The organism is Streptomyces sp. NPDC037126, assembly GCF_055605965.1.
In genome coordinates, this window is record NZ_JBVJTD010000018.1 from 174,476 (window position 1) to 193,282 (window position 18,807).

At 70.3% G+C, this 18,807-nt stretch carries 27 protein-coding genes and 1 pseudogene; 19 read left to right on the plus strand and 9 right to left on the minus strand.

Annotated elements, in window-relative coordinates:
- Positions 1 to 478: 478 nt before the first annotated feature.
- Positions 479 to 1,348 (minus strand): trypsin-like serine peptidase, encoded by an 870-nt coding sequence (locus tag ACZ7FF_RS32720; protein WP_470816794.1) that lies wholly within the window; start codon positions 1,346 to 1,348, stop codon positions 479 to 481.
- A 256-nt stretch (positions 1,349 to 1,604) separates the two neighbouring features.
- On the opposite strand from ACZ7FF_RS32720, the gene ACZ7FF_RS32725 reads away from it, so the two are divergent.
- Genes ACZ7FF_RS32725 through ACZ7FF_RS32750 form a run of 6 tightly spaced genes read left to right on the plus strand, consistent with a single transcriptional unit; the run spans position 1,605 to position 5,127 of the window.
- Entirely contained in the window at positions 1,605 to 2,099 is a 495-nt protein-coding gene (locus ACZ7FF_RS32725) for a Fur family transcriptional regulator (RefSeq protein ID WP_470816796.1), read from the plus strand.
- Positions 2,100 to 2,107: 8 nt separating this feature from the next.
- Complete coding sequence (locus tag ACZ7FF_RS32730) at positions 2,108 to 2,332, plus strand: hypothetical protein (protein ID WP_470816798.1); 225 nt, start codon at positions 2,108 to 2,110, stop codon at positions 2,330 to 2,332.
- Positions 2,329 to 3,351, plus strand: a complete 1,023-nt coding sequence (locus tag ACZ7FF_RS32735; protein WP_470816799.1) for a CobW family GTP-binding protein — start codon at positions 2,329 to 2,331, stop codon at positions 3,349 to 3,351. Before ACZ7FF_RS32730 ends, ACZ7FF_RS32735 begins: the two co-directional genes overlap by 4 nt.
- Positions 3,348 to 4,373: a WD40 repeat domain-containing protein gene (locus ACZ7FF_RS32740; protein ID WP_470816801.1), complete on the plus strand. Its 1,026-nt coding sequence runs from the start codon at positions 3,348 to 3,350 to the stop codon at positions 4,371 to 4,373. Before ACZ7FF_RS32735 ends, ACZ7FF_RS32740 begins: the two co-directional genes overlap by 4 nt.
- Positions 4,370 to 4,771, plus strand: a complete 402-nt coding sequence (locus ACZ7FF_RS32745) for a (2Fe-2S) ferredoxin domain-containing protein (protein ID WP_470816803.1) — start codon at positions 4,370 to 4,372, stop codon at positions 4,769 to 4,771. The genes ACZ7FF_RS32740 and ACZ7FF_RS32745 overlap by 4 nt, the downstream gene beginning before the upstream one ends.
- Positions 4,768 to 5,127: an ArsR/SmtB family transcription factor gene (locus tag ACZ7FF_RS32750; protein WP_470816805.1), complete on the plus strand. Its 360-nt coding sequence runs from the start codon at positions 4,768 to 4,770 to the stop codon at positions 5,125 to 5,127. Before ACZ7FF_RS32745 ends, ACZ7FF_RS32750 begins: the two co-directional genes overlap by 4 nt.
- Here the strand turns inward: ACZ7FF_RS32750 and ACZ7FF_RS32755 are convergent.
- Positions 5,120 to 5,413, minus strand: a complete 294-nt coding sequence (locus ACZ7FF_RS32755) for a hypothetical protein (protein WP_470816807.1) — start codon at positions 5,411 to 5,413, stop codon at positions 5,120 to 5,122. The two genes, ACZ7FF_RS32750 and ACZ7FF_RS32755, sit on opposite strands and share 8 nt — an antisense overlap.
- 254 nt (positions 5,414 to 5,667) lie before the next feature.
- Here ACZ7FF_RS32755 and ACZ7FF_RS32760 point away from each other — a divergent pair, with 254 nt between their 5' ends.
- The 7 genes from ACZ7FF_RS32760 to ACZ7FF_RS32790 all read left to right on the plus strand — a co-directional run bounded on the left by ACZ7FF_RS32760 (position 5,668) and on the right by ACZ7FF_RS32790 (position 11,550).
- Positions 5,668 to 6,627, plus strand: a complete 960-nt coding sequence (locus ACZ7FF_RS32760; RefSeq protein WP_470816809.1) for an ATP-binding protein — start codon at positions 5,668 to 5,670, stop codon at positions 6,625 to 6,627.
- A 49-nt stretch (positions 6,628 to 6,676) separates the two neighbouring features.
- Positions 6,677 to 7,069, plus strand: coding sequence for an SCO5389 family protein (locus ACZ7FF_RS32765; protein WP_470816811.1), 393 nt, complete (start codon positions 6,677 to 6,679; stop codon positions 7,067 to 7,069).
- 313 nt (positions 7,070 to 7,382) lie between these two features.
- Positions 7,383 to 8,360 (plus strand): metal ABC transporter solute-binding protein, Zn/Mn family, encoded by a 978-nt coding sequence (locus ACZ7FF_RS32770; RefSeq protein WP_470816812.1) that lies wholly within the window; start codon positions 7,383 to 7,385, stop codon positions 8,358 to 8,360.
- A gap of 9 nt (positions 8,361 to 8,369) precedes the next feature.
- Entirely contained in the window at positions 8,370 to 9,308 is a 939-nt protein-coding gene (locus ACZ7FF_RS32775) for a metal ABC transporter ATP-binding protein (protein ID WP_470816814.1), read from the plus strand.
- Positions 9,295 to 10,206, plus strand: coding sequence for a metal ABC transporter permease (locus ACZ7FF_RS32780; RefSeq protein ID WP_470816816.1), 912 nt, complete (start codon positions 9,295 to 9,297; stop codon positions 10,204 to 10,206). Before ACZ7FF_RS32775 ends, ACZ7FF_RS32780 begins: the two co-directional genes overlap by 14 nt.
- Positions 10,203 to 11,081, plus strand: coding sequence for a metal ABC transporter permease (locus ACZ7FF_RS32785; protein WP_470816818.1), 879 nt, complete (start codon positions 10,203 to 10,205; stop codon positions 11,079 to 11,081). Before ACZ7FF_RS32780 ends, ACZ7FF_RS32785 begins: the two co-directional genes overlap by 4 nt.
- Before the next feature lie 13 nt (positions 11,082 to 11,094).
- Entirely contained in the window at positions 11,095 to 11,550 is a 456-nt protein-coding gene (locus tag ACZ7FF_RS32790) for a Fur family transcriptional regulator (RefSeq protein WP_470816823.1), read from the plus strand.
- Positions 11,551 to 11,582: 32 nt separating this feature from the next.
- Here ACZ7FF_RS32790 and ACZ7FF_RS32795 read toward each other — a convergent pair whose 3' ends face one another.
- Positions 11,583 to 12,305, minus strand: coding sequence for a cation efflux transmembrane domain-containing protein (locus ACZ7FF_RS32795; protein ID WP_470816827.1), 723 nt, complete (start codon positions 12,303 to 12,305; stop codon positions 11,583 to 11,585).
- A 2-nt stretch (positions 12,306 to 12,307) separates the two neighbouring features.
- Positions 12,308 to 12,643, minus strand: a complete 336-nt coding sequence (locus tag ACZ7FF_RS32800; protein WP_470816829.1) for an ArsR/SmtB family transcription factor — start codon at positions 12,641 to 12,643, stop codon at positions 12,308 to 12,310.
- 113 nt (positions 12,644 to 12,756) lie between these two features.
- On the opposite strand from ACZ7FF_RS32800, the gene rpmF reads away from it, so the two are divergent.
- From rpmF to infA, 4 genes and pseudogenes are all read left to right on the plus strand, one after another.
- Positions 12,757 to 12,927 carry a 50S ribosomal protein L32 gene (rpmF, locus tag ACZ7FF_RS32805; protein ID WP_470816831.1) on the plus strand — a complete coding sequence of 57 codons (171 nt, stop codon included), beginning with the start codon at positions 12,757 to 12,759 and terminating at the stop codon, positions 12,925 to 12,927.
- A gap of 6 nt (positions 12,928 to 12,933) precedes the next feature.
- Complete coding sequence (locus tag ACZ7FF_RS32810) at positions 12,934 to 14,115, plus strand: GTP-binding protein (protein ID WP_470816833.1); 1,182 nt, start codon at positions 12,934 to 12,936, stop codon at positions 14,113 to 14,115.
- Positions 14,116 to 14,350: 235 nt separating this feature from the next.
- A pseudogene (locus tag ACZ7FF_RS32815) lies at positions 14,351 to 15,071 on the plus strand (GNAT family N-acetyltransferase).
- Positions 15,072 to 15,144: 73 nt separating this feature from the next.
- On the plus strand, positions 15,145 to 15,369 hold the full coding sequence (infA, locus tag ACZ7FF_RS32820) for a translation initiation factor IF-1 (protein ID WP_470816834.1): 225 nt from the start codon (positions 15,145 to 15,147) through the stop codon (positions 15,367 to 15,369).
- A gap of 86 nt (positions 15,370 to 15,455) precedes the next feature.
- Here infA and rpsR read toward each other — a convergent pair whose 3' ends face one another.
- From rpsR to rpmG, 4 genes are read right to left on the minus strand one after another with little or no spacing between them, the layout of a single operon-like run.
- Complete coding sequence (rpsR, locus tag ACZ7FF_RS32825) at positions 15,456 to 15,698, minus strand: 30S ribosomal protein S18 (RefSeq protein WP_470816836.1); 243 nt, start codon at positions 15,696 to 15,698, stop codon at positions 15,456 to 15,458.
- A gap of 20 nt (positions 15,699 to 15,718) precedes the next feature.
- The gene (locus ACZ7FF_RS32830; RefSeq protein WP_470816839.1) at positions 15,719 to 16,888 is read right to left on the minus strand and encodes a CobW family GTP-binding protein; all 1,170 of its coding nucleotides are present in this window, start codon (positions 16,886 to 16,888) and stop codon (positions 15,719 to 15,721) included.
- Positions 16,885 to 17,142 (minus strand): type B 50S ribosomal protein L31, encoded by a 258-nt coding sequence (locus ACZ7FF_RS32835; protein ID WP_470816843.1) that lies wholly within the window; start codon positions 17,140 to 17,142, stop codon positions 16,885 to 16,887. Before ACZ7FF_RS32835 ends, ACZ7FF_RS32830 begins: the two co-directional genes overlap by 4 nt.
- 5 nt (positions 17,143 to 17,147) lie before the next feature.
- Positions 17,148 to 17,312, minus strand: coding sequence for a 50S ribosomal protein L33 (gene rpmG, locus ACZ7FF_RS32840; protein WP_269856678.1), 165 nt, complete (start codon positions 17,310 to 17,312; stop codon positions 17,148 to 17,150).
- An 81-nt stretch (positions 17,313 to 17,393) separates the two neighbouring features.
- Here rpmG and rpmB point away from each other — a divergent pair, with 81 nt between their 5' ends.
- The gene (rpmB, locus tag ACZ7FF_RS32845; protein ID WP_189816001.1) at positions 17,394 to 17,630 is read left to right on the plus strand and encodes a 50S ribosomal protein L28; all 237 of its coding nucleotides are present in this window, start codon (positions 17,394 to 17,396) and stop codon (positions 17,628 to 17,630) included.
- Positions 17,630 to 17,935, plus strand: coding sequence for a 30S ribosomal protein S14 (rpsN, locus tag ACZ7FF_RS32850; protein ID WP_470816846.1), 306 nt, complete (start codon positions 17,630 to 17,632; stop codon positions 17,933 to 17,935). Before rpmB ends, rpsN begins: the two co-directional genes overlap by 1 nt.
- 200 nt (positions 17,936 to 18,135) lie before the next feature.
- Here rpsN and ACZ7FF_RS32855 read toward each other — a convergent pair.
- Positions 18,136 to 18,807 (minus strand): Ig domain-containing protein (locus ACZ7FF_RS32855; RefSeq protein WP_470816847.1); only part of this gene is annotated, 672 nt, incomplete at its 5' end.

Genomic DNA, 18,807 nt, shown 5'->3' on the forward strand with positions numbered 1-18,807 from the left:
GCCCCTGACTTATTCTTCGCCCACTCGTGACCGGAATTGACGGACAGCCTTGTGGCCCGCCTTGCCAGGGGTCCTTCGTCGACCATGGCCCGAACGGTCAGACGAACGCTCGACAGGGCTGACCCCGAACAGCGCGGCGAAGAACGCCTCGCCGGCCAGGCGCTCCGGGTTGTCCCCCACCGTGTTGATGGCCTCAGGCGGCGATCGTGGTCGGACGGGCGGCGGCGAGATCCTGCGGCTGTGTCCGTACGTCGTTGACCGCGGCGGTCTGGTACGGGCGAGCCGTGTCCAGCAGGGTGTTGAAGCCGAGAGGCCACGAGAGTGGAGTCGACGTGGGCGGCGGCGCCGAGGTGCGTCTCAGCCTGGCGCTCGTTGCACCCGGCCGTCTGGGTTCGTCGCGGGCATCGCGGCCTTGGCGGCGACGCCGAGGAGACCGAGGGGCGTCCTGGGGGTGCCGAGGTGTGCGGATGAACTGGGCTCAGTCCTCGTCCTGGGCTCGTCGGTAGAGCTTGGCGATGTCGTCGTCGAAGTACGCGGCGTAGGACACGTCGTCCTGGTCTCCGCCGCCTTCATGGCCGCCCAGGACGCCGATGACCGTGCCGGTGTGACTCCTGGGGTCGTAGTCGGCGAGCCAGGGGCTACCGCTGGTCCCGTCCTCGAGACCGGTGCACTGGATGCGCAGCTGGGTGTCACTGAACTTCGTGGTGCGGTTCTGGCACGAGACCGGGGTGTCACGGCTGCTGGGATAGCCGGTGATCTTGACCTTGTTGTCGAAGCCACGATCCATGCCGAGGGTGTTGCCACCCAGGACGTCCTGGATGTCCTTGCCGTCCTTCTGGTCGAGGACCAGGAAGGCGACGTCGAGGTCCTCGTCCTGCGACTTGGCCCAGCGGTCGTCGACGACCACCTTGCTGACCTTCCACAGGCCGGTGGGTTCGTCGCCGTTGCGGTAGCCGGGCGCGAAGACCAGGTCGTTCAGCGGCTGTCCGGAGTCGGCGTCGAAGGCGCAGTGGGCCGCGGTGATCAGCATGTTCCGGCCACGACTCTGCACCACGCTCGCCGTGCAGAAATGGGCGCCCTGGTCGTCCTTCTCGAAGACCGCGCCGATCCGGGCGTTCTCCTCGGTCCTGCGGGGGGTGTACGCGTTGCCGTCCTCGGCGGGGGCCGTCGCGGAGAGGGGCTGGTCCTGGTCCTGCGCGGACTGGCCCGGCTCGCCAGACTTGCCGAAACCGCTGCGCCCGCTGCTTCTGGCCGCATGGGTTTCCCCCGCGGCGTCGCCCACCACTGCGGCTGTCCCGACGATGACCAGCGTCAGGGGCAGGACGGCATTCCTGGCTAGCGAGCGCACAAGGTCATTATCGACGCGGGTCGGGAGTCCGGGAGGTGCTCCACGGGGAGGTTCCCGTCACAATCCGCCGTCCCGAAGACACCGGCCTGACAGCCCACACCCGCAAGGACCTGCCGTCCGATTGCCCCGGCAGCACTGCTGAACCAGGCGTCGCCAACCAAGCCGCACATGACTGGCCGTTCATATGGACATGGATTTCATTTCCATCTACGGTGGAGCGTGCCGACCCGGCACGAGCCACAGGGGGTGATGCGCCATGGGCGGCCGGACGACCCGACAACGCAAGGCCGTCACGCACGCACTCGCGGGCTGCCAGGACTTCGTGTCGGCCCAGGACTTGTACGCCCTGCTGGTGGCCGGCGACCACGCGATCGGCCTGACCACCGTCTACCGCGCCCTGCGCGAGCTGGAGGCGGACGGCGGTGTGGACGTCGTACGCGACGAGATCGGTGGGCGGCTCTACCGGCTGCGCCCGGCCGACGGGCACCGCCACTACCTGATGTGCCGCGGCTGCGGCCGCAGCCTCCCGGTGGACTCCGAGGTCGTGGAGGAGTGGGCGGGCCGGATCGCCGCCGCGACCGGCTTCACCGCGGTCGAGCACACCGTCGAACTCACCGGCGTCTGCGCCGACTGTCTGCCCCACACCGACGGAGGCCGGCCGTCCGGGGACGGAGAGGGAGGAGAGGAACAGCCATGCCACTGGGATCGCGGCCCGGGCCTCCGGGACCCAGTCCGCAGCTGCGCGAGCTGAAGGAGGCCGTGCGTACCCTGCTCGATCTCGACGACGACACCGCCGTCCTGATCCGCCAGCTCGCCTGCACCGAACCGGGCTGCCCACCGCTGGAGACGGTCGTCGTCGCGCTGCCCATGGAGGGCGACGCCCGCCGCTGGACCCTGCACCGACCCGCCGACCAGATCACCGAGGACGACCTGCGGGCCGCCCTCCTCGCCACACCTGAACAGCACGACAGGAGACCGACTTGACCACCCCCGAACCCGGCGAGCCGCGCGACGAGCGGGTGCCCGTCACCGTCCTGACCGGCTTCCTCGGCTCCGGCAAGACCACCCTCCTCAACCGCATCCTCACCGAGAACCACGGCATGCGGATCGCGGTCATCGAGAACGAGTTCGGCGAGGTCGGCATCGACGACGCCCTCGTCCTCGACGCCGAGGAAGAGATCTTCGAGATGAACAACGGCTGCATCTGCTGCACCGTGCGCGGAGATCTGATCCGCATCCTGGGCGCGCTGATGCGGCGCCGCGAGAAGTTCGACCACATCCTCATCGAGACCACCGGACTGGCCGACCCCGCACCGGTCGCGCAGACCTTCTTCATGGACGACGAGATCGCCGCCCAGCTGCGGCTGGACGCCATCGTCACCCTCGTCGACGCCGCCCATGTGCTCCAGCACCTGGACGAGGTCAAGCCGGAGGGCGTGGAGAACGAGGCCGTCGAGCAGATCGCCTTCGCCGACCGGGTCGTCCTCAACAAGACCGACCTGGCCGACGAGGAGACCATCGGACAGGTCGTGCGCCGTATCCGGGCCATCAACGGCGGAGTGCGGATCATCCCGGCACAGCACGCGCGCATCAATCTCCACGAAGTGCTGGACGTGGGCGCGTTCGACCTGGAGCGGGTGCTCGCCGACGACCCCGCCTTCCTCACCGAGACCGAGCACCAGCACGACACCACCGTCACCTCGGTCGGCATCGAGCTGACGGGCGAACTCGACGAGGACCGGCTCAACGCCTGGCTCGGCCAGTTGCTCCGCACCAAGGGCGTCGACCTCTTCCGCTCCAAGGGCATCCTCGCCATCGCCGGAGCGCCCAAGCAGTACGTCTTCCAGGGCGTGCACATGCTGCTGGACGGCACCTTCGGACGCGACTGGCGCGAAGGCGAAACCCGCACGAACAAGCTGGTGTTCATCGGCCGCAACCTCGACCGCGAGGGGCTCGAACGCGGCTTCGTCGACTGCCTGACCACGGCGGGAGCGGCCGCGTGAGTACGACGGTTCAGTCCCCGCTCGCCTGGGAGGCCGGCGTCGACGACGCACCCGTCGCGCTGAGTGCGCGGGGTGATCTGGTCGCCGTCGCCGGGGCCGAGGGGACGGTGAAGCTCCTCGACGCGGCGATGGGCGCCGAGATCGGCGCGTTCGACCTTCCCGGAGGCGCACTCGCGGTCGCGCTCTCCCCGGATGCCCGGCACGTGGTGGCGACCGGCCCCCTGGGATACGCCCTGTGGCGCCGCTCCGACGGGCGTACGACGGTGCGGGAGTCGGGTGCCTGGTCGGCCGCCGCCGCCTGGGCCGACAACACTCGGGTCGCGGTCGCCTCCGGCCGTCGCGCGCTCGTACTCGACACGGACGGAGGCGAGTTGTGGCGCACGGAGCCAGCCGCGTCCACCGTCACCGACCTCGCCTGGATGCGGCAGGGGCGGCGCCTGGCTGTGGCGGCGTACGGCGCCGTGCGCTGCCACGAGCGGCACACTGAGGAGCCGGTCGCCACCTACCCCTACGTCGGCTCCCACCTCGCACTCGCCGTCGCGCCCACCGGGCGGTGGATCTGCAGCGGCAACCAGGACGCCTCCATCCATATCTGGCGTGCCCGCGACGGCGGCGAGCTGACCATGTCCGGCTACCCGGAGAAGGTCTCCCGCCTCGCCTTCGACGACACCGGCTTCTGGCTGGCCGCCGACGGCGCACCCGACGTGACCGTGTGGGACTTCTCCGGCAAGGGCCCGGAGGGCACGGCACCGCGCTCCCTGCGCTGCCACGAGACGGTCACCGCGCTCGCCTGGCGGCCGGGCGCGGCCGGGCATCTGGCCAGCGGCGGTGCCGACGGCACCGTAGCCCTGTGGCACGCCACGGCCGGGCGGCCGCAGGCACGCCTGCGCCCGGTGCGCGAACTGGACGGCACCGGTGCGGCGGTCGGGGCGCTGGCCTGGGCAGGCCCTCACCTGCTGGCCGTCGCCTGGCGGGACGGCCGGATCCAGACGTACTGCGTGCCGTCCCGGACCGCGCTGTGAACCGGTCTGTGATCCGGGCGGCCGCTCCCCGCCCCTGCACGCTCGTCGTGTGCCGGGGCTGCTGCTGCGGCAACCCCCGCAAGCACCCGAGCACCGACCACGCCTGGCAACTGGAACGCCTGCGCGCCGGCGCGGCACAGCACGGCTTTCAGGTCCGCACGACGGACTGCCTCGGCCCCTGCGACCAGGCCAACGTCATCGTCGTCCAGCCCTCCACCGCCGGGCGCCGGGCCGGAGGCCGCGCGGTCTGGGTCGGCTTCGCCATGGACGACGACAGCACCGACGACCTGCTGAGCTGGGCAGCGCAGGGCGGACCCGGCATCGCCGAACCGCCAGCCGCCCTGGCACTCCAGCTCATCCGCCCACCGCGCGAGGCCCGCGCCCGTGCCCGCCGATGACCTCGACGCCGGGCGGCCGCGACGTCCTCGCGGCCGCCCGGCTCGACGAAGCCACGGCCTCCTCCGTCGCCACAACGCTCCAGGCCCTGGCCACACCGTCCCGCCTGCTGATCCTCACCGCCCTGCGGGAACGGCCCTACCCGGTCGGCGAACTCGCCGCCGCCGTCGGCATGGAACAGTCCGCCGTCTCCCACCAACTGCGCCTGCTGCGCGCCCTCGGCCTGGTCACCGGCCGCCGCGACGGCCGCCGCATCGTCTACAGCCTCTACGACGACCACGTCGCCCAGCTTCTCGACCAGGCCGTCCACCACATCGAGCACCTGCGCCTCGGTGTGCGCGACCAGCCCGTCAGTTGAGGTGGGCGACCTGCTGGGGCGCGGGGGCCGTGCGGAGCCGGTCGGGCAGCGTGCCGTCGTCGGGCATTCCGACCCGCAGCCACGTCCCGACCGCCTCGGCGTCGGCTTCTGTCACCAGCGGACCGAGGCGTACGACGATCCCGGCGGGAGTGCGGTCGACCCCGCACGGCTGCACGGCGGCGTAGAGCCCGCGGCCCCTGCGGCAGTGCAGCACCTTCCCGAGGCAACCGGTGGAGACCATCACCCCGAGGGGGCACTGCTGGCCCGCACGGCGCAGCTCGTCCATCGCCCGCCCTCTCGCGGCGGCACGGCATGAGCCGCAGACCACGAGGGTGAAAGGGCGACTCCGACGGCCGCCTGCGCTATCGCTCATCTCCGTGTCTCCTCCGTATGAGTGAAAGGGATCCCCTGTTCGCCGCCAGGGAAGCTCCAACACGCCGTACCCGACAGCAAGTTGAGGCTCAGGTGATTTGACAGCATCCGGCCGCACCACCAGCCTATGCTCATGACATCCATTTTCAATACGGAGGGTGGCTAGCCATGCGTGTTGCCTTCGTCGGCAAGGGCGGCAGCGGCAAGACGACCCTGTCGGCCCTCTTCTCCCGCCACCTGGCGCACTCGGGGGCGCCGGTCGTCGCGATCGACGGCGACATCAACCAGCACCTGGCCCACGCCCTCGGCCTCAACGAGGACGAGGTCTTCGCCGCGCCGCCGCTCAGCGCGCGCACCGGCGAGATCAAGGACTACCTGCGGGGCGCCAATCCGCGGATCCCGTCCCGCGACGCCATGGTCAAGACAACCCCGCCCGGACGCGGCTCCGTGCTGCTGCGGCCGCTCGGCGACGACGAGATCCACGGCCACCACGTCCAGGAGGTCGGCGGCGTACCACTCATGGCGACCGGCACCTTCGACGAGAGCGATCTGGGTGTGGCCTGCTACCACTCCAAGCTCGGCGCGGTCGAGCTGTACCTGAACCACCTCGTGGACGGCCCCGGAGAGTACGTCGTCGTCGACATGACCGCCGGCGCCGACGCCTTCGCCTCCGGCCTGTTCACCCGCTTCGACATGACGTTCCTGGTCGTCGAGCCGACCCGCAAGAGCGTCTCGGTGTACCGCCAGTACCGCGATCACGCGGCCGAGTTCGGCATCCCGATCGCCGTCGTCGGCAACAAGGTCACCGGCGAGGACGACCTACTCTTCCTCAAGGAGCACGTCGGCGACGATCTGCTCGCGCACTGCGAGCAGTCCTCCTACGTGCGCGCGCAGGAACAGGGCCGCGGCCACGGCGAGCTGGAGCCGCACAACACCCGCACCCTGGACCTGCTGCGCGCGGCCGTGGACGCCCGCCCCAAGGACTGGGCGGCCTTCCAGAAGCACGCCGTTCAGTTCCACCTGCGCAACGCCGCCGCCTGGGCCAACGAGGCCACCGGCCAGGACCTCGCCACTCAGGTCGACCCGGACTTCCGGCACGGCCCCGCATCACTGACCGCCTTCACCTGATCCCACTCCCAAGACCAGAACCCAGAGCAAGAGAACAGGACAGCCCTTCATGTCACTCGACGTCTCCCCGCAGCTCCTCGCCGAAGCCGAGAACGGCGAGGTACGGGAGGAGGACTTCGTGGAAACGGTGCGCACCTCCCTGCCGTACGCCTACGACCTCATCGCCCGCCTCGCAGAAGAACTGCGTTCCGGTACCACGGAGTTCGCCGACAACCAGACCCCGCCACACTCCGAGAAGGAGCGCGGCCAACTGCTGCGCGCCCTGTCCAGCGACGCCATCCGCGGCAGCCTGGAACGCCACTTCGGCATCGCCCTCGCCTTCCAGAACTGCCACCGCGTCGCCGCCTTCCACCCCGAGGCGCGCGGCGGCGACACCCACACCCGCTTCACCTCGCTGCGGGCGCAGATCCTCAACCAGTCGCCGGAGTTCCGCGACTGCTGAACCACTGCCGCTCGCGACCGCCGACTGCCGGAACCGGCGTTCGGCAATCAGGTCGGCCACTTTGCCCCTTGGCGGCCGTCGCCCACCAGGACACCCGGTCTTCGTGAGCGACGGCCGCCAACGCTCGTCCCGGCGGCATCCGCCGTACCCCCTACCTGTGCAGCTCCCGAGCAGTCGTACGCGCGGTCAAAAGATGGCAACGGTTTCCATCTCCCATTGATCTGAAAATCATTTTCATCTAGCGTCGAAGATGTCGCCACACGGTGGGCGCGCGTCCGCCGCGCGCCCGGCATCGCCCGAAGGAGCTTCCCGCATGTCCACCGCCCCCGCCTCCCGTTCCGCCCGGCCGACCGCGAGGATCGCACTGGTCACCGCGACGGCCGCCCTGACGGCCGTGACGGCGACCGCCTGCTCGACCTCCTCCCCGCACACCACAGACACCGCCGCGACCGGCAGCGACAGCGGCTCGGGCAAGACGATCCAGGTGGTGGCGGCGGAGAACTTCTGGGGCAGCATCGCCTCCCAGCTCGGCGGCAGCCACGTGAAGGTGACCAGCATCATCAATAACCCGGACACCGACCCGCACGACTACGAGCCGACCGCCGCCGACGCCCGTACCGTGGCCGGCGCCCAGTACACGATCGTGAACGGCATCGGCTACGACGCCTGGGCCGACAAGCTGCTCGCCGCCAACCCCGGCAGCGGACGCACCCAGCTCAAGGTCGGCGACCTGGTCGGTATCAAGCCGGGCGGCAACCCGCACCGGTGGTACTCCCCTGACAACGTGCACCAGGTCATCGAGAAGATCACCGCCGACTACAAGAAGATCGACCCGGCCGACGCGGCCTACTTCGACCAGCAGAAGACGACCTTCGAGACGAAGACGCTCGCCGGTTACAACAAGCTCATCGCCGACATCAAGGCGAAGTACGCCGGAACCCCGATCGGTGCCTCCGAGTCCATCGTCACGCCGCTCGCCGAGGGCCTGGGGCTGAAGATGCTCACCCCGGAGACGTTCCTGGACGCGATGAGCGAGGGCTCCGACCCCACGGCCAAGGACAAGGCCACCATCGACCAGCAGATCAAGAACAAGAAGATCAAGATCTACGTCTACAACTCCCAGAACTCCACGCCGGACGTGCAGGCGCAGGTCAAGGAGGCCAAGGCCCAGGGCATCCCGGTCGCCACGGTGACCGAGACCCTCGCCCCGGCCGGGGCCTCCTTCCAGCAGTGGCAGACCACCGAACTGCAGGGCATCGAGCAGGCCCTGGCCAAGGCCACCGGGAAGTGAACTGAAGCCATGAACCCGATAGCGAAGGCCCGCGAGGCCGTCACACACGCGGTGCCCACTGCGCCCACCCAGCGCAGCGGCGGTCACGAGGCGATCGCGGGAGAGGGAAGCAGCCCGGTGGTCGCCCTGCGCGGGGCCGCCGTGCAGGTCGGCGGCCGGACGTTGTGGTCGGGGGTGGACCTTCGCATCGGGACCGGCGAATTCACTGCCGTGCTCGGCCCCAACGGCGTCGGCAAGTCCACCATGATCAAGGTCCTGCTGGGCGCGCTGCCCGCGGCGGCCGGTGAGGTCCGGGTGCTCGGCGCCCGGCCCGGGCAGGCCAACGAGCGCATCGGCTATCTGCCGCAGCGCCGCAGCTTCGACGCCAATCTGCGGATCCGCGGCGTGGACGTGGTGCGCATGGGCCTGGACGGTGACCGGTGGGGGGTCCCGCTGCCCATCCCGAGTGTGCATCGGCGGGCCGCCCGCGCGCGGGTGGATGAGGTGATCGAACTGGTCGGAGCCTCGGCGTACGCGCACCGGCCGATCGGGCAGTGTTCCGGCGGTGAGCAGCAGCGGCTGCTGATCGCCCAGGCACTGGTCCGCCGCCCCGAACTGCTCCTGCTCGACGAGCCATTGGACAGCCTCGATCTACCCAACCAGAGTGCCGTCGCAGCACTCATTGGGCGCATCTGCCACCAGGAGGGCGTCTCGGTGGTCATGGTCGCCCACGACGTGAACCCGATACTCCACCACCTGGACCGGGTGGTGTACCTGGCCGAGGGCGGCGCAGCCGCAGGCACACCGGCCGAGGTCATCACCTCCGAGACGCTGACCCGGCTCTACGGCACACCGGTCGAGGTACTGCGGACCTCGGACAGCCGGCTGGTCGTCGTGGGACAGCCGGAGGCGCCCGCGGTGCACACCGACCGGCACGACACCCCGGGGAGCGGTCATGATGCTCGCTGAGACAGGGGCACCAACCTGGTCGTGGAACCTCCTGGCCGACTTCCAGGACATGTGGTCCTACCCCTTCATGGTCAACGCGTTCCGCGCCGGCGCGGTCGTCGCCGTGGTCTCCGCGGTCGTGGGCTGGTTCGTGGTGCTGCGGCGGCAGACGTTCGCCGCACACACCGTCTCCGCCGTCGCCTTCCCCGGCGCTGCCGGAGCGCTCCTGCTCGGGTTCAGCGCGGTCTACGGCTACTTCACGCTCTGCGTGGCCGCCGCGCTGGTCATCGCCGCCCTGCGGGGTGGCGGCGAGCATGAGGAGTCGGCGCTGACCGGGACCGTGCAGGCGTTCCTGCTCGCGTCCGGGTTCCTGTTCACCGCCCTGTACAGAGGGCTGCTGGAGGGACCGCAGACCATCCTCTTCGGCACCTTCCTGGGAATCACCTCCTCCCAGGTGACCGTGCTGACGGTGGTCGGCGCGGTGGTGCTCGCGGTGCTCGCGCTGATCGGACGGCCGCTGCTGTTCGCCTCGGTCGACCCGCAGGTCGCCGCCGGGCGCGGTGTCCCGGTCCGCACCCTGTCGGTGGTCTTCCTCGTCCTGCTCGGTGCGGCCACCGCCGAGGCGAGCCAGATCACCGGGACCCTCCTGGTCTTCGCCCTCATGGTGATCCCGGCCGCCACCGCTCAAGTCCTCACCGCCCGCCCGGCGTTGAGCTTGTCCCTGGCCGTCCTGCTGGCCTTCGCCGCGACCTGGCTCGGGCTGACCGCCGCCTACTACTCGCCCTACCCACTGGGCTTCTTCGTGACGACCATCGCCTTCGCCGGATACCTGCTCGCGCTGGGCCGACGCTCGCTGCGCGAGGCACTCGCCCGCACCCGGGCCGGCGCCGCGCCCACTGCCAAGGAGGTGGTCGCATGACCGTCCTGCTCGCCGCCTCCCCGTTGTCCCACCCGTTCTTCCTGCACGCCTTCCTCGCGGGTACCGCCATCGCCGCGGCCTGCGGACTGGTCGGCTACTTCCTGGTGCTGCGGGCCCAGGTCTTCACCGGGGACGCGCTCAGCCACGTCGCCTTCACCGGCGCGATGGCCGCCCTCGCCTTCGGTGCCGACCTCCGCCTCGGGCTGTTCGCTGCCACCATCGCCATGGCGCTGCTCTTCGGCACCCTCGGCCGCAAGGCCCGGCCCGACGACGTGGTCATCGGGAGCGTCTTCTCCTGGATCCTTGGCCTGGGCGCCTTCTTCATCACCCTCTACACGACCTCCCGGAGCACCGCCAACGGCACCGCCGGAATCAGCGTGCTGTTCGGCTCCGTCTTCGGCATCTCCGCCGGCAGCGCGGCCATCGCCGCCCTGGTGGCCGCCGCGGTCGGCCTGCTGGTGGTCCTCATCGCCCGGCCGCTGCTGTTCGCCACGCTCGACGAGGCCGTGGCCGCCGCCCGCGGGGTACCGGTACGGCTGCTCGGCTACGGCTTCCTCGCCCTGGCCGGGATCAGCGCCGCCGAGGCCACCCAGGCCGTCGGCTCCCTCCTCCTGCTCGGCCTGCTCGCCGCCCCCGCCGGTGCCGCGATCAGGCTCACCGACCGCCCCTACCGTGCGCTCGCCCTCTCCGCCGGCCTGGCGGTGCTGGAGATGTGGGCGGGGCTGTTCGCCTCGTACTGGGTGCCGAAGATGCCGCCGAGCTTCGCCATCATGGCCGCCGCCACAGCTGTCTACGCCGCGACGTTCCTGATACGACGGCCCGCCTCCGATCCTCGTACGGCTGGTACGCACACCGCCGCCCCCACCGGCACATGAGCGAAGGCACCCGATGGCACCCCACCAGTGCACCCCCACCTCGTCACACGACGTCACGCTGATCGGCCGCCTCACCCAGCAACGCACCGTCGTGGTCGAGGCACTCATCCGGGCCGACGGCTTCGTCGGCGCCCAAGCCCTCCACAACCAGCTCGCCGCCGCCGGCTCACCGGTCGGCCTCTCCACGGTCTACCGCACGCTGACCGCCCTGGCCTCCGTCGGCCGGGCCGACATGGTGCGCGACACCGGCGGCGAACGCCTCTTCCGCTACCGCCCGGGACCCGAACACCGCCACTACCTCATCTGCACCGACTGCGGCCTGAGCCGGCCTGTCGACTCCGGCCCGGTGGAGGAATGGGCCGACACCATCGCGCAGACCTCCGGGTTCGCGAACGTCCGGCACACGGTGGAGTTGTCCGGGGTGTGCCCGGACTGCGGCCGACGGCAGGCGGCGGACGAGCGCCGGTGAATGCCGGCACCCTCCCTTGCCCGGAGTCTCCGTCAAGGGCAGCAGTCGCACCCCGGAGCGCAGCCGCAGGCATCCACCTCCGTCCGGCCGGCGCCCGGCGCGACGGCCGCCGGCGTTGCGCAGCATCCCTCCCCACGCCACGCGTCGCGCCCCTCCTTCACCGCGACCGCGGCGATGACCAGGGCAGCGAGCGGATCGGCCCACGACCAGCCGAACACGGCGTTGACGAGGAGGCCCACCAGCAGGACCCCCGACAAATAGGTGCACAGCAGGGTCTGCTTGGAGTCGGCCACGGCCGATGCGGAGCCGAGTTCCCGTCCGGCGCGGCGCTGGGCCGCCGACAGGACCGGCATGACCACGAGCGAGAGGGCGGCCAGCACGATCCCGGCCGGGGAGCGCGTGGCCTCACCTGTGCCGGTCAGGGCCCGTACGGCATCGACGGTGACATAGGCGGCGAGCGCGAAGAACGACAGCGCGATGATCCGCAACGCAGTCTTCTCGCGGGCCTCGCGCACCGCGTGCTCACGGGCGGAGAACTGCCAGGCGACGGTGGCGGCTGAGGAGACCTCGATGACGGAGTCGAGGCCGAAGCCGATCAGCGCGGTGGACGAAGCCAGGGTCCCGGCCGTGAGGGCGACGGCCGCCTCGACGGCGTTGTAGGTGATGGTCGCGGCGACCAGCAGCCGTATCCGCCGGGCGAGCACGCCGCTCCTGGCCGGGTCGGGGCCGAGGGAGATGGATGTCTCTGCGCTCATGGTCAGCAGCACCCCTTGTCGTCGGCATCGACGCACGTGCGGTCGCCCTCGACGGCGACCACGGCGGTGCGCAGGTCGTCGAGCGCGTGGCCGAGGCGCTCGTCGGCGAGTTCGTAGCGGGTGCGGCGGCCGTCGGGGACGGTCACGACCAGGCCGCAGTCGCGCAGGCAGGCGAGGTGGTTGGACAGCCTGGTGCGCGAGATGTCCAGCGCGTCGGCGAGGTCCGCGGGATAGGCGGGTGCCTCCCGCAGGGCGAGCAGGATGCGGCAGCGGATCGGATCGGCGAGCGCCCGGCCGAACCGGACCAGGACCTCGATGTCGGAGGCAACAGTCAGCACCCCGCCAACGATACACAGATTCCTGAATTCAGGGAACCGTGAACTATAGCCATTGCGTAATGGTGTTCATTTTCATGTAGTCTTTAACCGCCATCCCAACCAGGAGGACTCCCATGGCCGTTCCCAAGCGGAAGATGTCCCGCAGCAACACCCGCCACCGCCGCGCCCAGTGGAAGGCGACCACGCCGGCGCTCGTGCCGGTCACCGTCGACGGAGTGTCATACCTGGTGCCGCAGCGGCTGGTGAAGGCGTACGAGCGCAGGCTGCTCCGCCCCGAGGGCTGAGCGTCGATGCCGTCCGACCCCTCCGGCCGACTGCCCGTCACCCTCCTGTTCGGGTTCCTCGGCGCGGGCAAGACCACTCTCCTCAACCACGTCCTCGGCAACCGCGAGGGACTGTGGGTCGCGGTGATCGTCAATGACATGAGCGAGGTCAACATCGACGCCGCCCTGGTGCGGGGCGGCGAGGCGGCCCTGTCGCGTACCGAGGAACGCCTGGTCGAGATGACCAACGGCTGCATCTGCTGCACCCTGCGCGACGACCTGCTTCAGGAGGTCGACCGGCTGGCCCGCGAGGGCCGCTTCGACTACCTGCTCATCGAGTCGTCCGGCATATCCGAACCCATGCCGGTCGCCGCGACCTTCGCCTTATCCCGCGACGACGGCGCCACCCTCGGCGAGATCGCCCGCCTGGACACCATGGTCACGGTCGTGGACGCCGCGAACTTCCTGCCCGAGCTGGCAAGCGGCGACGAACTCGTCGAGCGCGGCCTGGACCAGTACGAGGACGACGAACGCACCGTCAGCGACCTGCTGATGGACCAGATCGAGTTCGCCGACGTCATCGTCCTGAACAAGCTCGACCTCGTGGACAAGGAGTCGGCCGACCGGCTGCGGGCGACGCTCACCCGCCTCAACCCGGCCGCGCGTCTCGTCCCGGCCGTCCACGGCCGCGTGAAGGTGAGCGACGTGCTGGGCACCCGGCTGTTCGACCTGGAACGCGCCCAACAGGCCCCCGGCTGGGCGCGGGAGCTCAACGGTGACCACGTCCCCGAGACGGAGGAGTACGGCATCTCCTCCACCGTCTTCCGCTCCGGACTGCCGTTCCATCCGGGCCGGTTGTGGACGTTCGTGACGGAGGAACTCGACAGCGGCGCATACGGACAGATCCTGCGCTCCAAGGGCTTCTTCACCCTCGCCAGCCGTCCGCACGTGACGGGCCTGTGGTCACAGGCCGGCTCCGTCGCGCGCTTCGAACCGTCTGCCGCACGCGACGCCGACAGCCCCGAGTGCCAGGAACTGGTCTTCATCGGCACGAACCTGCACACGGATGCGCTGCACGCGGCCATGACCGACTGCCTCATGGCCGACGGCGAGAGCCTGCCGCCCAGGGACCCGTTCCCCGCCTGGGACACCTACGGCATCGACGACACCTGCGAGCATGAGCATCCCGAACTCGTCGCGGGCCCCTGAGGGACCCGGGCCGGGCGGCGAACACAGCCACGGCGCCGCCCGGCCCGGTATGGACACCAAGAGCTCCGGATAAATGCGTTGGGCTGACCGGCCCCCGCTGATAGCGTCTGGGCAGCCGTGAGAGAACGCGAGGAGGTGAGACCCATGAAGGCTGTATCCATGTGGGTGCTCCCCCATGTCGTCACGGTGGGCGATTGACGTAGGTGTCGCCGGGAGCGCCTCCAACAAGGCACTCCTGAGAGGCATCACCTATGAACTTTGTGCATCCCACTCCGGGCACTCGCGTCGGCCCGACGGGCGGCTTTTCGTATGCATCGACGCGTGGCACGGCGCGGTCTTCGACCGCATCGCCGACGCGATGCCGGCGGACCTGCCGACATCGCTGTACACGGTCGTCGACGAGGCCGACCACGACTCGAGGTCCGCCTGGGAGCGGGCCGGCTTCGCCACCGCACGCCGCGAGTGGGGCTATCTCGTGCCCACCGACCCGCACATCACCGGTCTCGGCTCGGTGCGGCCACCGTCCGGCGTGACGATCATGTCCGCCGGTGAGGCGGAGGAGGGCCCGCTGCGCGCCCTGGACCGCCCGCGACGAGGTCGAGGCCACCGTCGGATGGCAGACGATGCCGGCCGAGGTGCTGCCCCGCCCAGCGGGCACCACCCTGCTCAACCCATCGAAGTACGCGGTGGCGCGGCACGTGGATCAGTACGTGGGACTCATCCGGGTGGCACCGCTGACCCGCCAGCCACGGATCGGGTTGATCGCCGTCCGAGCTGACAGACACCGCCGCGGCATCGCCCGGACGCTGCTGGCCCACGCGCTGGGTTCGCTGCACCACTCCGGGACCGCTTCGGCATGGGCCGAGGTGAGCGAGACCAACGCGGCGGCCACCGCCCTCTTCGAGAGCATCGGTGCCCGCCGCGCGGCCAGCACCTTGGAACTCGCCCGCCACTGACGCGCCGCCACATCAAACCGAGCGACCGTTTCCTACCGAATTCGCCGTAACAGAACAAGAGAAGTGAGAGACCATGACAAAGGCAGCAGGGGGCGTAGAAGCCGAAGGCACCGTCGTCGAGTGCCTGCGCAACGCCACCTTCAAGGTGGAGCTCCACAACGGGCACACGGTGCTCGCCCACATCAGCGGGAAGATCCGGAAGAACCGCATCAAGATCCTCCCGTACGACCGGGTTCTCGTGGAACTCAGCCCCTACGACCTCACCCGCGGCCGGATCCGCTACCGGTACAGGGCGTAACGGAAGGTGCCGGCGCCTGCGAGACCACCCGGTAGGGCCATTAGAAGCCGCGGTGGTTCTGCTGCCTCCCGCACAGGGCCATCGCCCTACCGGGAGCCGTAGGGCAGGAGCGCCATCTCGCGCGCGTTCTTGATGGCCTGCGCTATCTGCCGCTGCTGCTGACGCGACACGTGGGTCACCCGACGACTGCGGATCTTTCCGCGGTCGGAGATGAACTTCCGCAGCAGATCGGTGTCCTTGTAGTCGATGTAGGTGATGCCGGCGGCGTCCAGCGGGTTGGTGCGCTGACGCTTGGCAGTCTGACGCCGGATGCTTGTGCGTCGGGTCATGGTGAGGCCGGTCCTCTCTTTCAGGTCACGGGGTCGAGCAAGTCGTCAAAGGCGTGCGGGAGTTGCTTCCAGCGGTCCCTGCCCGCCGCGTACTCGTCGTCGGTGAGCAGACATGAGTCGAGCAGGGCCTGTAGGCCGTCGCGGTCCAGGCCGGGCGAGGTGAAGGTGAGGTACTGGCAGCGGTCACCGTGTTCCGGGTGCCAGTCCACGGAGGCGGCGAGGCGGCGCTCGGCGGGCACCATCTCCCAGGCGGCGTCGGGCAGAGCTGCCAGCCAGGGCCCGGCCGACTCCACGCACAGCGCGCCGCCGGCGGCGTCCCAGGACAGCAGGGTGTCGGGGCGGTCCGCCAGCCAGAACCGCCCCCGGCTGCGCGCGGCGGCGCAGGTAAGGTCCTCAAGCGCCGCGTACAGGCGCTGCGGGTGGAAGGGCCGTTCGCGCCGCCAGACGAAGGTGCTCACCCCGTGCTCGTCGCACGACTGCGGCAGCAGCGCGCACGCAGGATGCACGCGGGCGGCGGCCGCTGCCACGTCGAAGCCCGCCAACAGCGCTGCCCCCAGGGCGCCGTCGCTCTCCACCCGTACGCTTCGTGCGCCTGGTGTGAGCTGGGCGAGCAGCGCGTGGTCAGTACCGTCGGCGACCTCGTCGCAAGAATCGTCCTCGCCGAGGGCGATCACCGTGGGGTACTCCAGCTGCCGGGCGAAGGTGTCGGCGACCGTGCGCTGGTCGGCCGGCGCGGCGGCGAGGCCGACGTCGGCCAGGTCGTCGCCGTTGGACAGGTACGGCAGGACGAGTGCGGGGTCGACCGCGGTGGCGACCCCGGTCAGGGCCAGCGGTGCGCCCGCGGCGGCGATGACTCCGGCCATGGCCTGGGGCTCGACGGAGTCCCACAGTTCCACGACGGCCAGCCGGTACGTTCCCTCCGCTGCGAGCCGCAGCAGTTCGGGGACGAGATCCTCGCGAAGTGCGCAGCACGCGCAGTCATTCACCAGGGGTGCGTCGCCACTGCCCAGCAGACCGTCCACGTCGCGCAGCGTCCGGCGCACCGCGCTGTCGACGGCGGACGTCAGGTCGTGGTGCAGCGAGACCGACCCGGGGACCGTACGCAGGATCTCCTCGACGGCGGCCCGGCGGGCGTCCGCGTGCAACCCGCCGACGATCGCCACCGGCAGCCGCGCCTCGTCCCGGTTCACGGCTCGCTCCGTCCGCGTCCATACCGCCGCTCGAAGCGCTCGACGCGCCCCGCGGTGTCCAGGACTCGCTGGGTGCCGGTGTAGGAGGGGTGGCTCGCCGAGGAGATCTCGACGTCGATGACCGGGTAGGTGTTGCCGTCCTCCCATTCGACGGTCTTGTCGCTCGTGGCCGTGGACCGGGTGAGGAAGGCGTAGTCGGCGGCCCGGTCACGGAAGACGACCGGGCGGTACGCGGGGTGGATTCCGGGCTTCACGGCTCTCAGCGCTCCTCACGGAAGTCGACGTGGCGGCCGACGACCGGGTCGTACTTGCGCAGCGTCAGCCGGTCGGGGTTGTTACGGCGGTTCTTGCGGGTCACGTAGGTGTAGCCGGTGCCGGCGGTGGACCTCAGCTTGATGATCGGGCGCAGTTCGTTACGGGCCATGGACAGCACCATACAAGAGATTGGTTTTCATTTTCATCTGGCGCTAGTGTGCTGCTGCATCCACCCCAAGGAGGAACAGCCATGTCCGCCCACTGCCAACTCACCGGCCGGCAGCCCGGCTTCGGCCATCACATCTCCCGCTCGCACCGGCGCAGCAAGCGCCGCTTCGACCCCAACATCCAGAGCAAGCGCTACTGGCTGCCGAGCGAAGGCCGGCACGTCCGGCTCGCGCTTTCCGCCAAGGGCATCAAGACGGTCGACACGATCGGCATCGAGGCCGCGGTGGCCCGCATCCGCGCTCGTGGAGGGAAGGTCTGATGGCGAAGAAGAGCAAGATCGCGAAGAACGACCAGCGGCGCCTCGTCGTGGCCCGATACGCCGCGCGCCGCGCCGCATTGAAGGCGATCATCGCGTTCCCCGGAAGCTCCGACGAGGACCGCGCCGCCGCCCAGCGGGAACTACGCCGGCATCCCCGCGACGCCAGCGCCACCCGCCTGCGCAATCGCGCCTCCGTGGACGGCCGCCCCCGCGGCTACCTGCGCGCCTTCGGCCTGTCCCGCATCCGCGTACGCGAGATGGCCCACGCGGGCGAACTCCCTGGCGTGACCAACAGCAGTTGGTGACCCGGCACGCCAGGGGCTCACAACGGGCGCGTCAGCGACGCAGCCCGAATCTGTGCCCGGTTGCGAACACGCCTTCCGCCACTCTGAACGGCGGGCGGGCGGCGGCACCGGCTCGTGGCGTTCTGCCACGAGCAGGTGGGTATAGCCCACCCCGCACGCGGACGGCTTCCACGTGCGGGACCCTTGTCACAGGATGCGGATCAGCTGGTCGTCAGGGCGGTGTCGTCGACGACGAAGCTGGTCTGCAGCGAGGAGTCCTCCACGCCGTTGAACTTCAGGGTGACCGTCTGGCCCGCCAGCGAGGACAGGTCGAAGGTGTTCTGCGCGTACCCGGAGTTGTGATTGAGATTCGAGTACGTCGCCAGGGTGGTCGAACCGGCGGTGACCGTCAGCTTGTCGTACGCGGTGCTGCCGGTCTCGGCGGTGTCGATGTGCAGGTAGAAGGTGAGCGTGGCCTTGCAGCCGGCCGGGATCGTCACCGACTGGGACAGCGTGTCGGTGTGCGAGGTGCCGTAGCCGTCGAGCCAGGCCTTGTAGGAGCCGCTGTGCGCGGCCTCACCGGTGTCGTTGGTGATGACGCCACTGGTCGCGCTCCAGCCGGTGTTGCCCGACTCGAAGCCCGGGTTGGCCAGCAGCTGGGAGGACGTGCAGCCGCCGCCACCGGAGCCGACGGTCCAGGTGAAGGAGGTCGAGCCGGAGGCGCCGGTGGAGTCGGTCGCGGTGACGGTGACCTGGTAGGTGCCCGCGGTGGACGCCGTACCGGAGATCAGACCGCTGGAGCTGTTGATGGACAGGCCGGTCGGCAGGCCGGAGGCGCTGTAGGTCAGGGACGCGCCCGCGCTGTCGCTGGCCTGGATCTGCAGGCTGACCGA

Excerpts from the sequence above, each read along its gene's own strand:
- rpsN (WP_470816846.1), top strand. The coding sequence starts at position 17,630 with ATGGCGAAGAAGAGCAAGATCGCGAAGAACGACCAGCGGCGCCTCGTC.
- rpmF (WP_470816831.1), top strand. The coding sequence starts at position 12,757 with ATGGCCGTTCCCAAGCGGAAGATGTCCCGCAGCAACACCCGCCACCGC.
- ACZ7FF_RS32775 (WP_470816814.1), top strand. The coding sequence starts at position 8,370 with ATGAACCCGATAGCGAAGGCCCGCGAGGCCGTCACACACGCGGTGCCC.
- ACZ7FF_RS32750 (WP_470816805.1), top strand. The coding sequence starts at position 4,768 with ATGACCTCGACGCCGGGCGGCCGCGACGTCCTCGCGGCCGCCCGGCTC.
- ACZ7FF_RS32760 (WP_470816809.1), top strand. The coding sequence starts at position 5,668 with ATGCGTGTTGCCTTCGTCGGCAAGGGCGGCAGCGGCAAGACGACCCTG.
- ACZ7FF_RS32770 (WP_470816812.1), top strand. The coding sequence starts at position 7,383 with ATGTCCACCGCCCCCGCCTCCCGTTCCGCCCGGCCGACCGCGAGGATC.
- ACZ7FF_RS32755 (WP_470816807.1), bottom strand. The coding sequence starts at position 5,413 with ATGGACGAGCTGCGCCGTGCGGGCCAGCAGTGCCCCCTCGGGGTGATG.
- ACZ7FF_RS32795 (WP_470816827.1), bottom strand. The coding sequence starts at position 12,305 with ATGAGCGCAGAGACATCCATCTCCCTCGGCCCCGACCCGGCCAGGAGC.
- ACZ7FF_RS32725 (WP_470816796.1), top strand. The coding sequence starts at position 1,605 with ATGGGCGGCCGGACGACCCGACAACGCAAGGCCGTCACGCACGCACTC.
- ACZ7FF_RS32780 (WP_470816816.1), top strand. The coding sequence starts at position 9,295 with ATGATGCTCGCTGAGACAGGGGCACCAACCTGGTCGTGGAACCTCCTG.
- rpmB (WP_189816001.1), top strand. The coding sequence starts at position 17,394 with ATGTCCGCCCACTGCCAACTCACCGGCCGGCAGCCCGGCTTCGGCCAT.
- ACZ7FF_RS32765 (WP_470816811.1), top strand. The coding sequence starts at position 6,677 with ATGTCACTCGACGTCTCCCCGCAGCTCCTCGCCGAAGCCGAGAACGGC.
- ACZ7FF_RS32810 (WP_470816833.1), top strand. The coding sequence starts at position 12,934 with ATGCCGTCCGACCCCTCCGGCCGACTGCCCGTCACCCTCCTGTTCGGG.
- rpsR (WP_470816836.1), bottom strand. The coding sequence starts at position 15,698 with ATGACCCGACGCACAAGCATCCGGCGTCAGACTGCCAAGCGTCAGCGC.
- ACZ7FF_RS32790 (WP_470816823.1), top strand. The coding sequence starts at position 11,095 with ATGGCACCCCACCAGTGCACCCCCACCTCGTCACACGACGTCACGCTG.
- rpmG (WP_269856678.1), bottom strand. The coding sequence starts at position 17,312 with ATGGCCCGTAACGAACTGCGCCCGATCATCAAGCTGAGGTCCACCGCC.
- ACZ7FF_RS32785 (WP_470816818.1), top strand. The coding sequence starts at position 10,203 with ATGACCGTCCTGCTCGCCGCCTCCCCGTTGTCCCACCCGTTCTTCCTG.
- infA (WP_470816834.1), top strand. The coding sequence starts at position 15,145 with ATGACAAAGGCAGCAGGGGGCGTAGAAGCCGAAGGCACCGTCGTCGAG.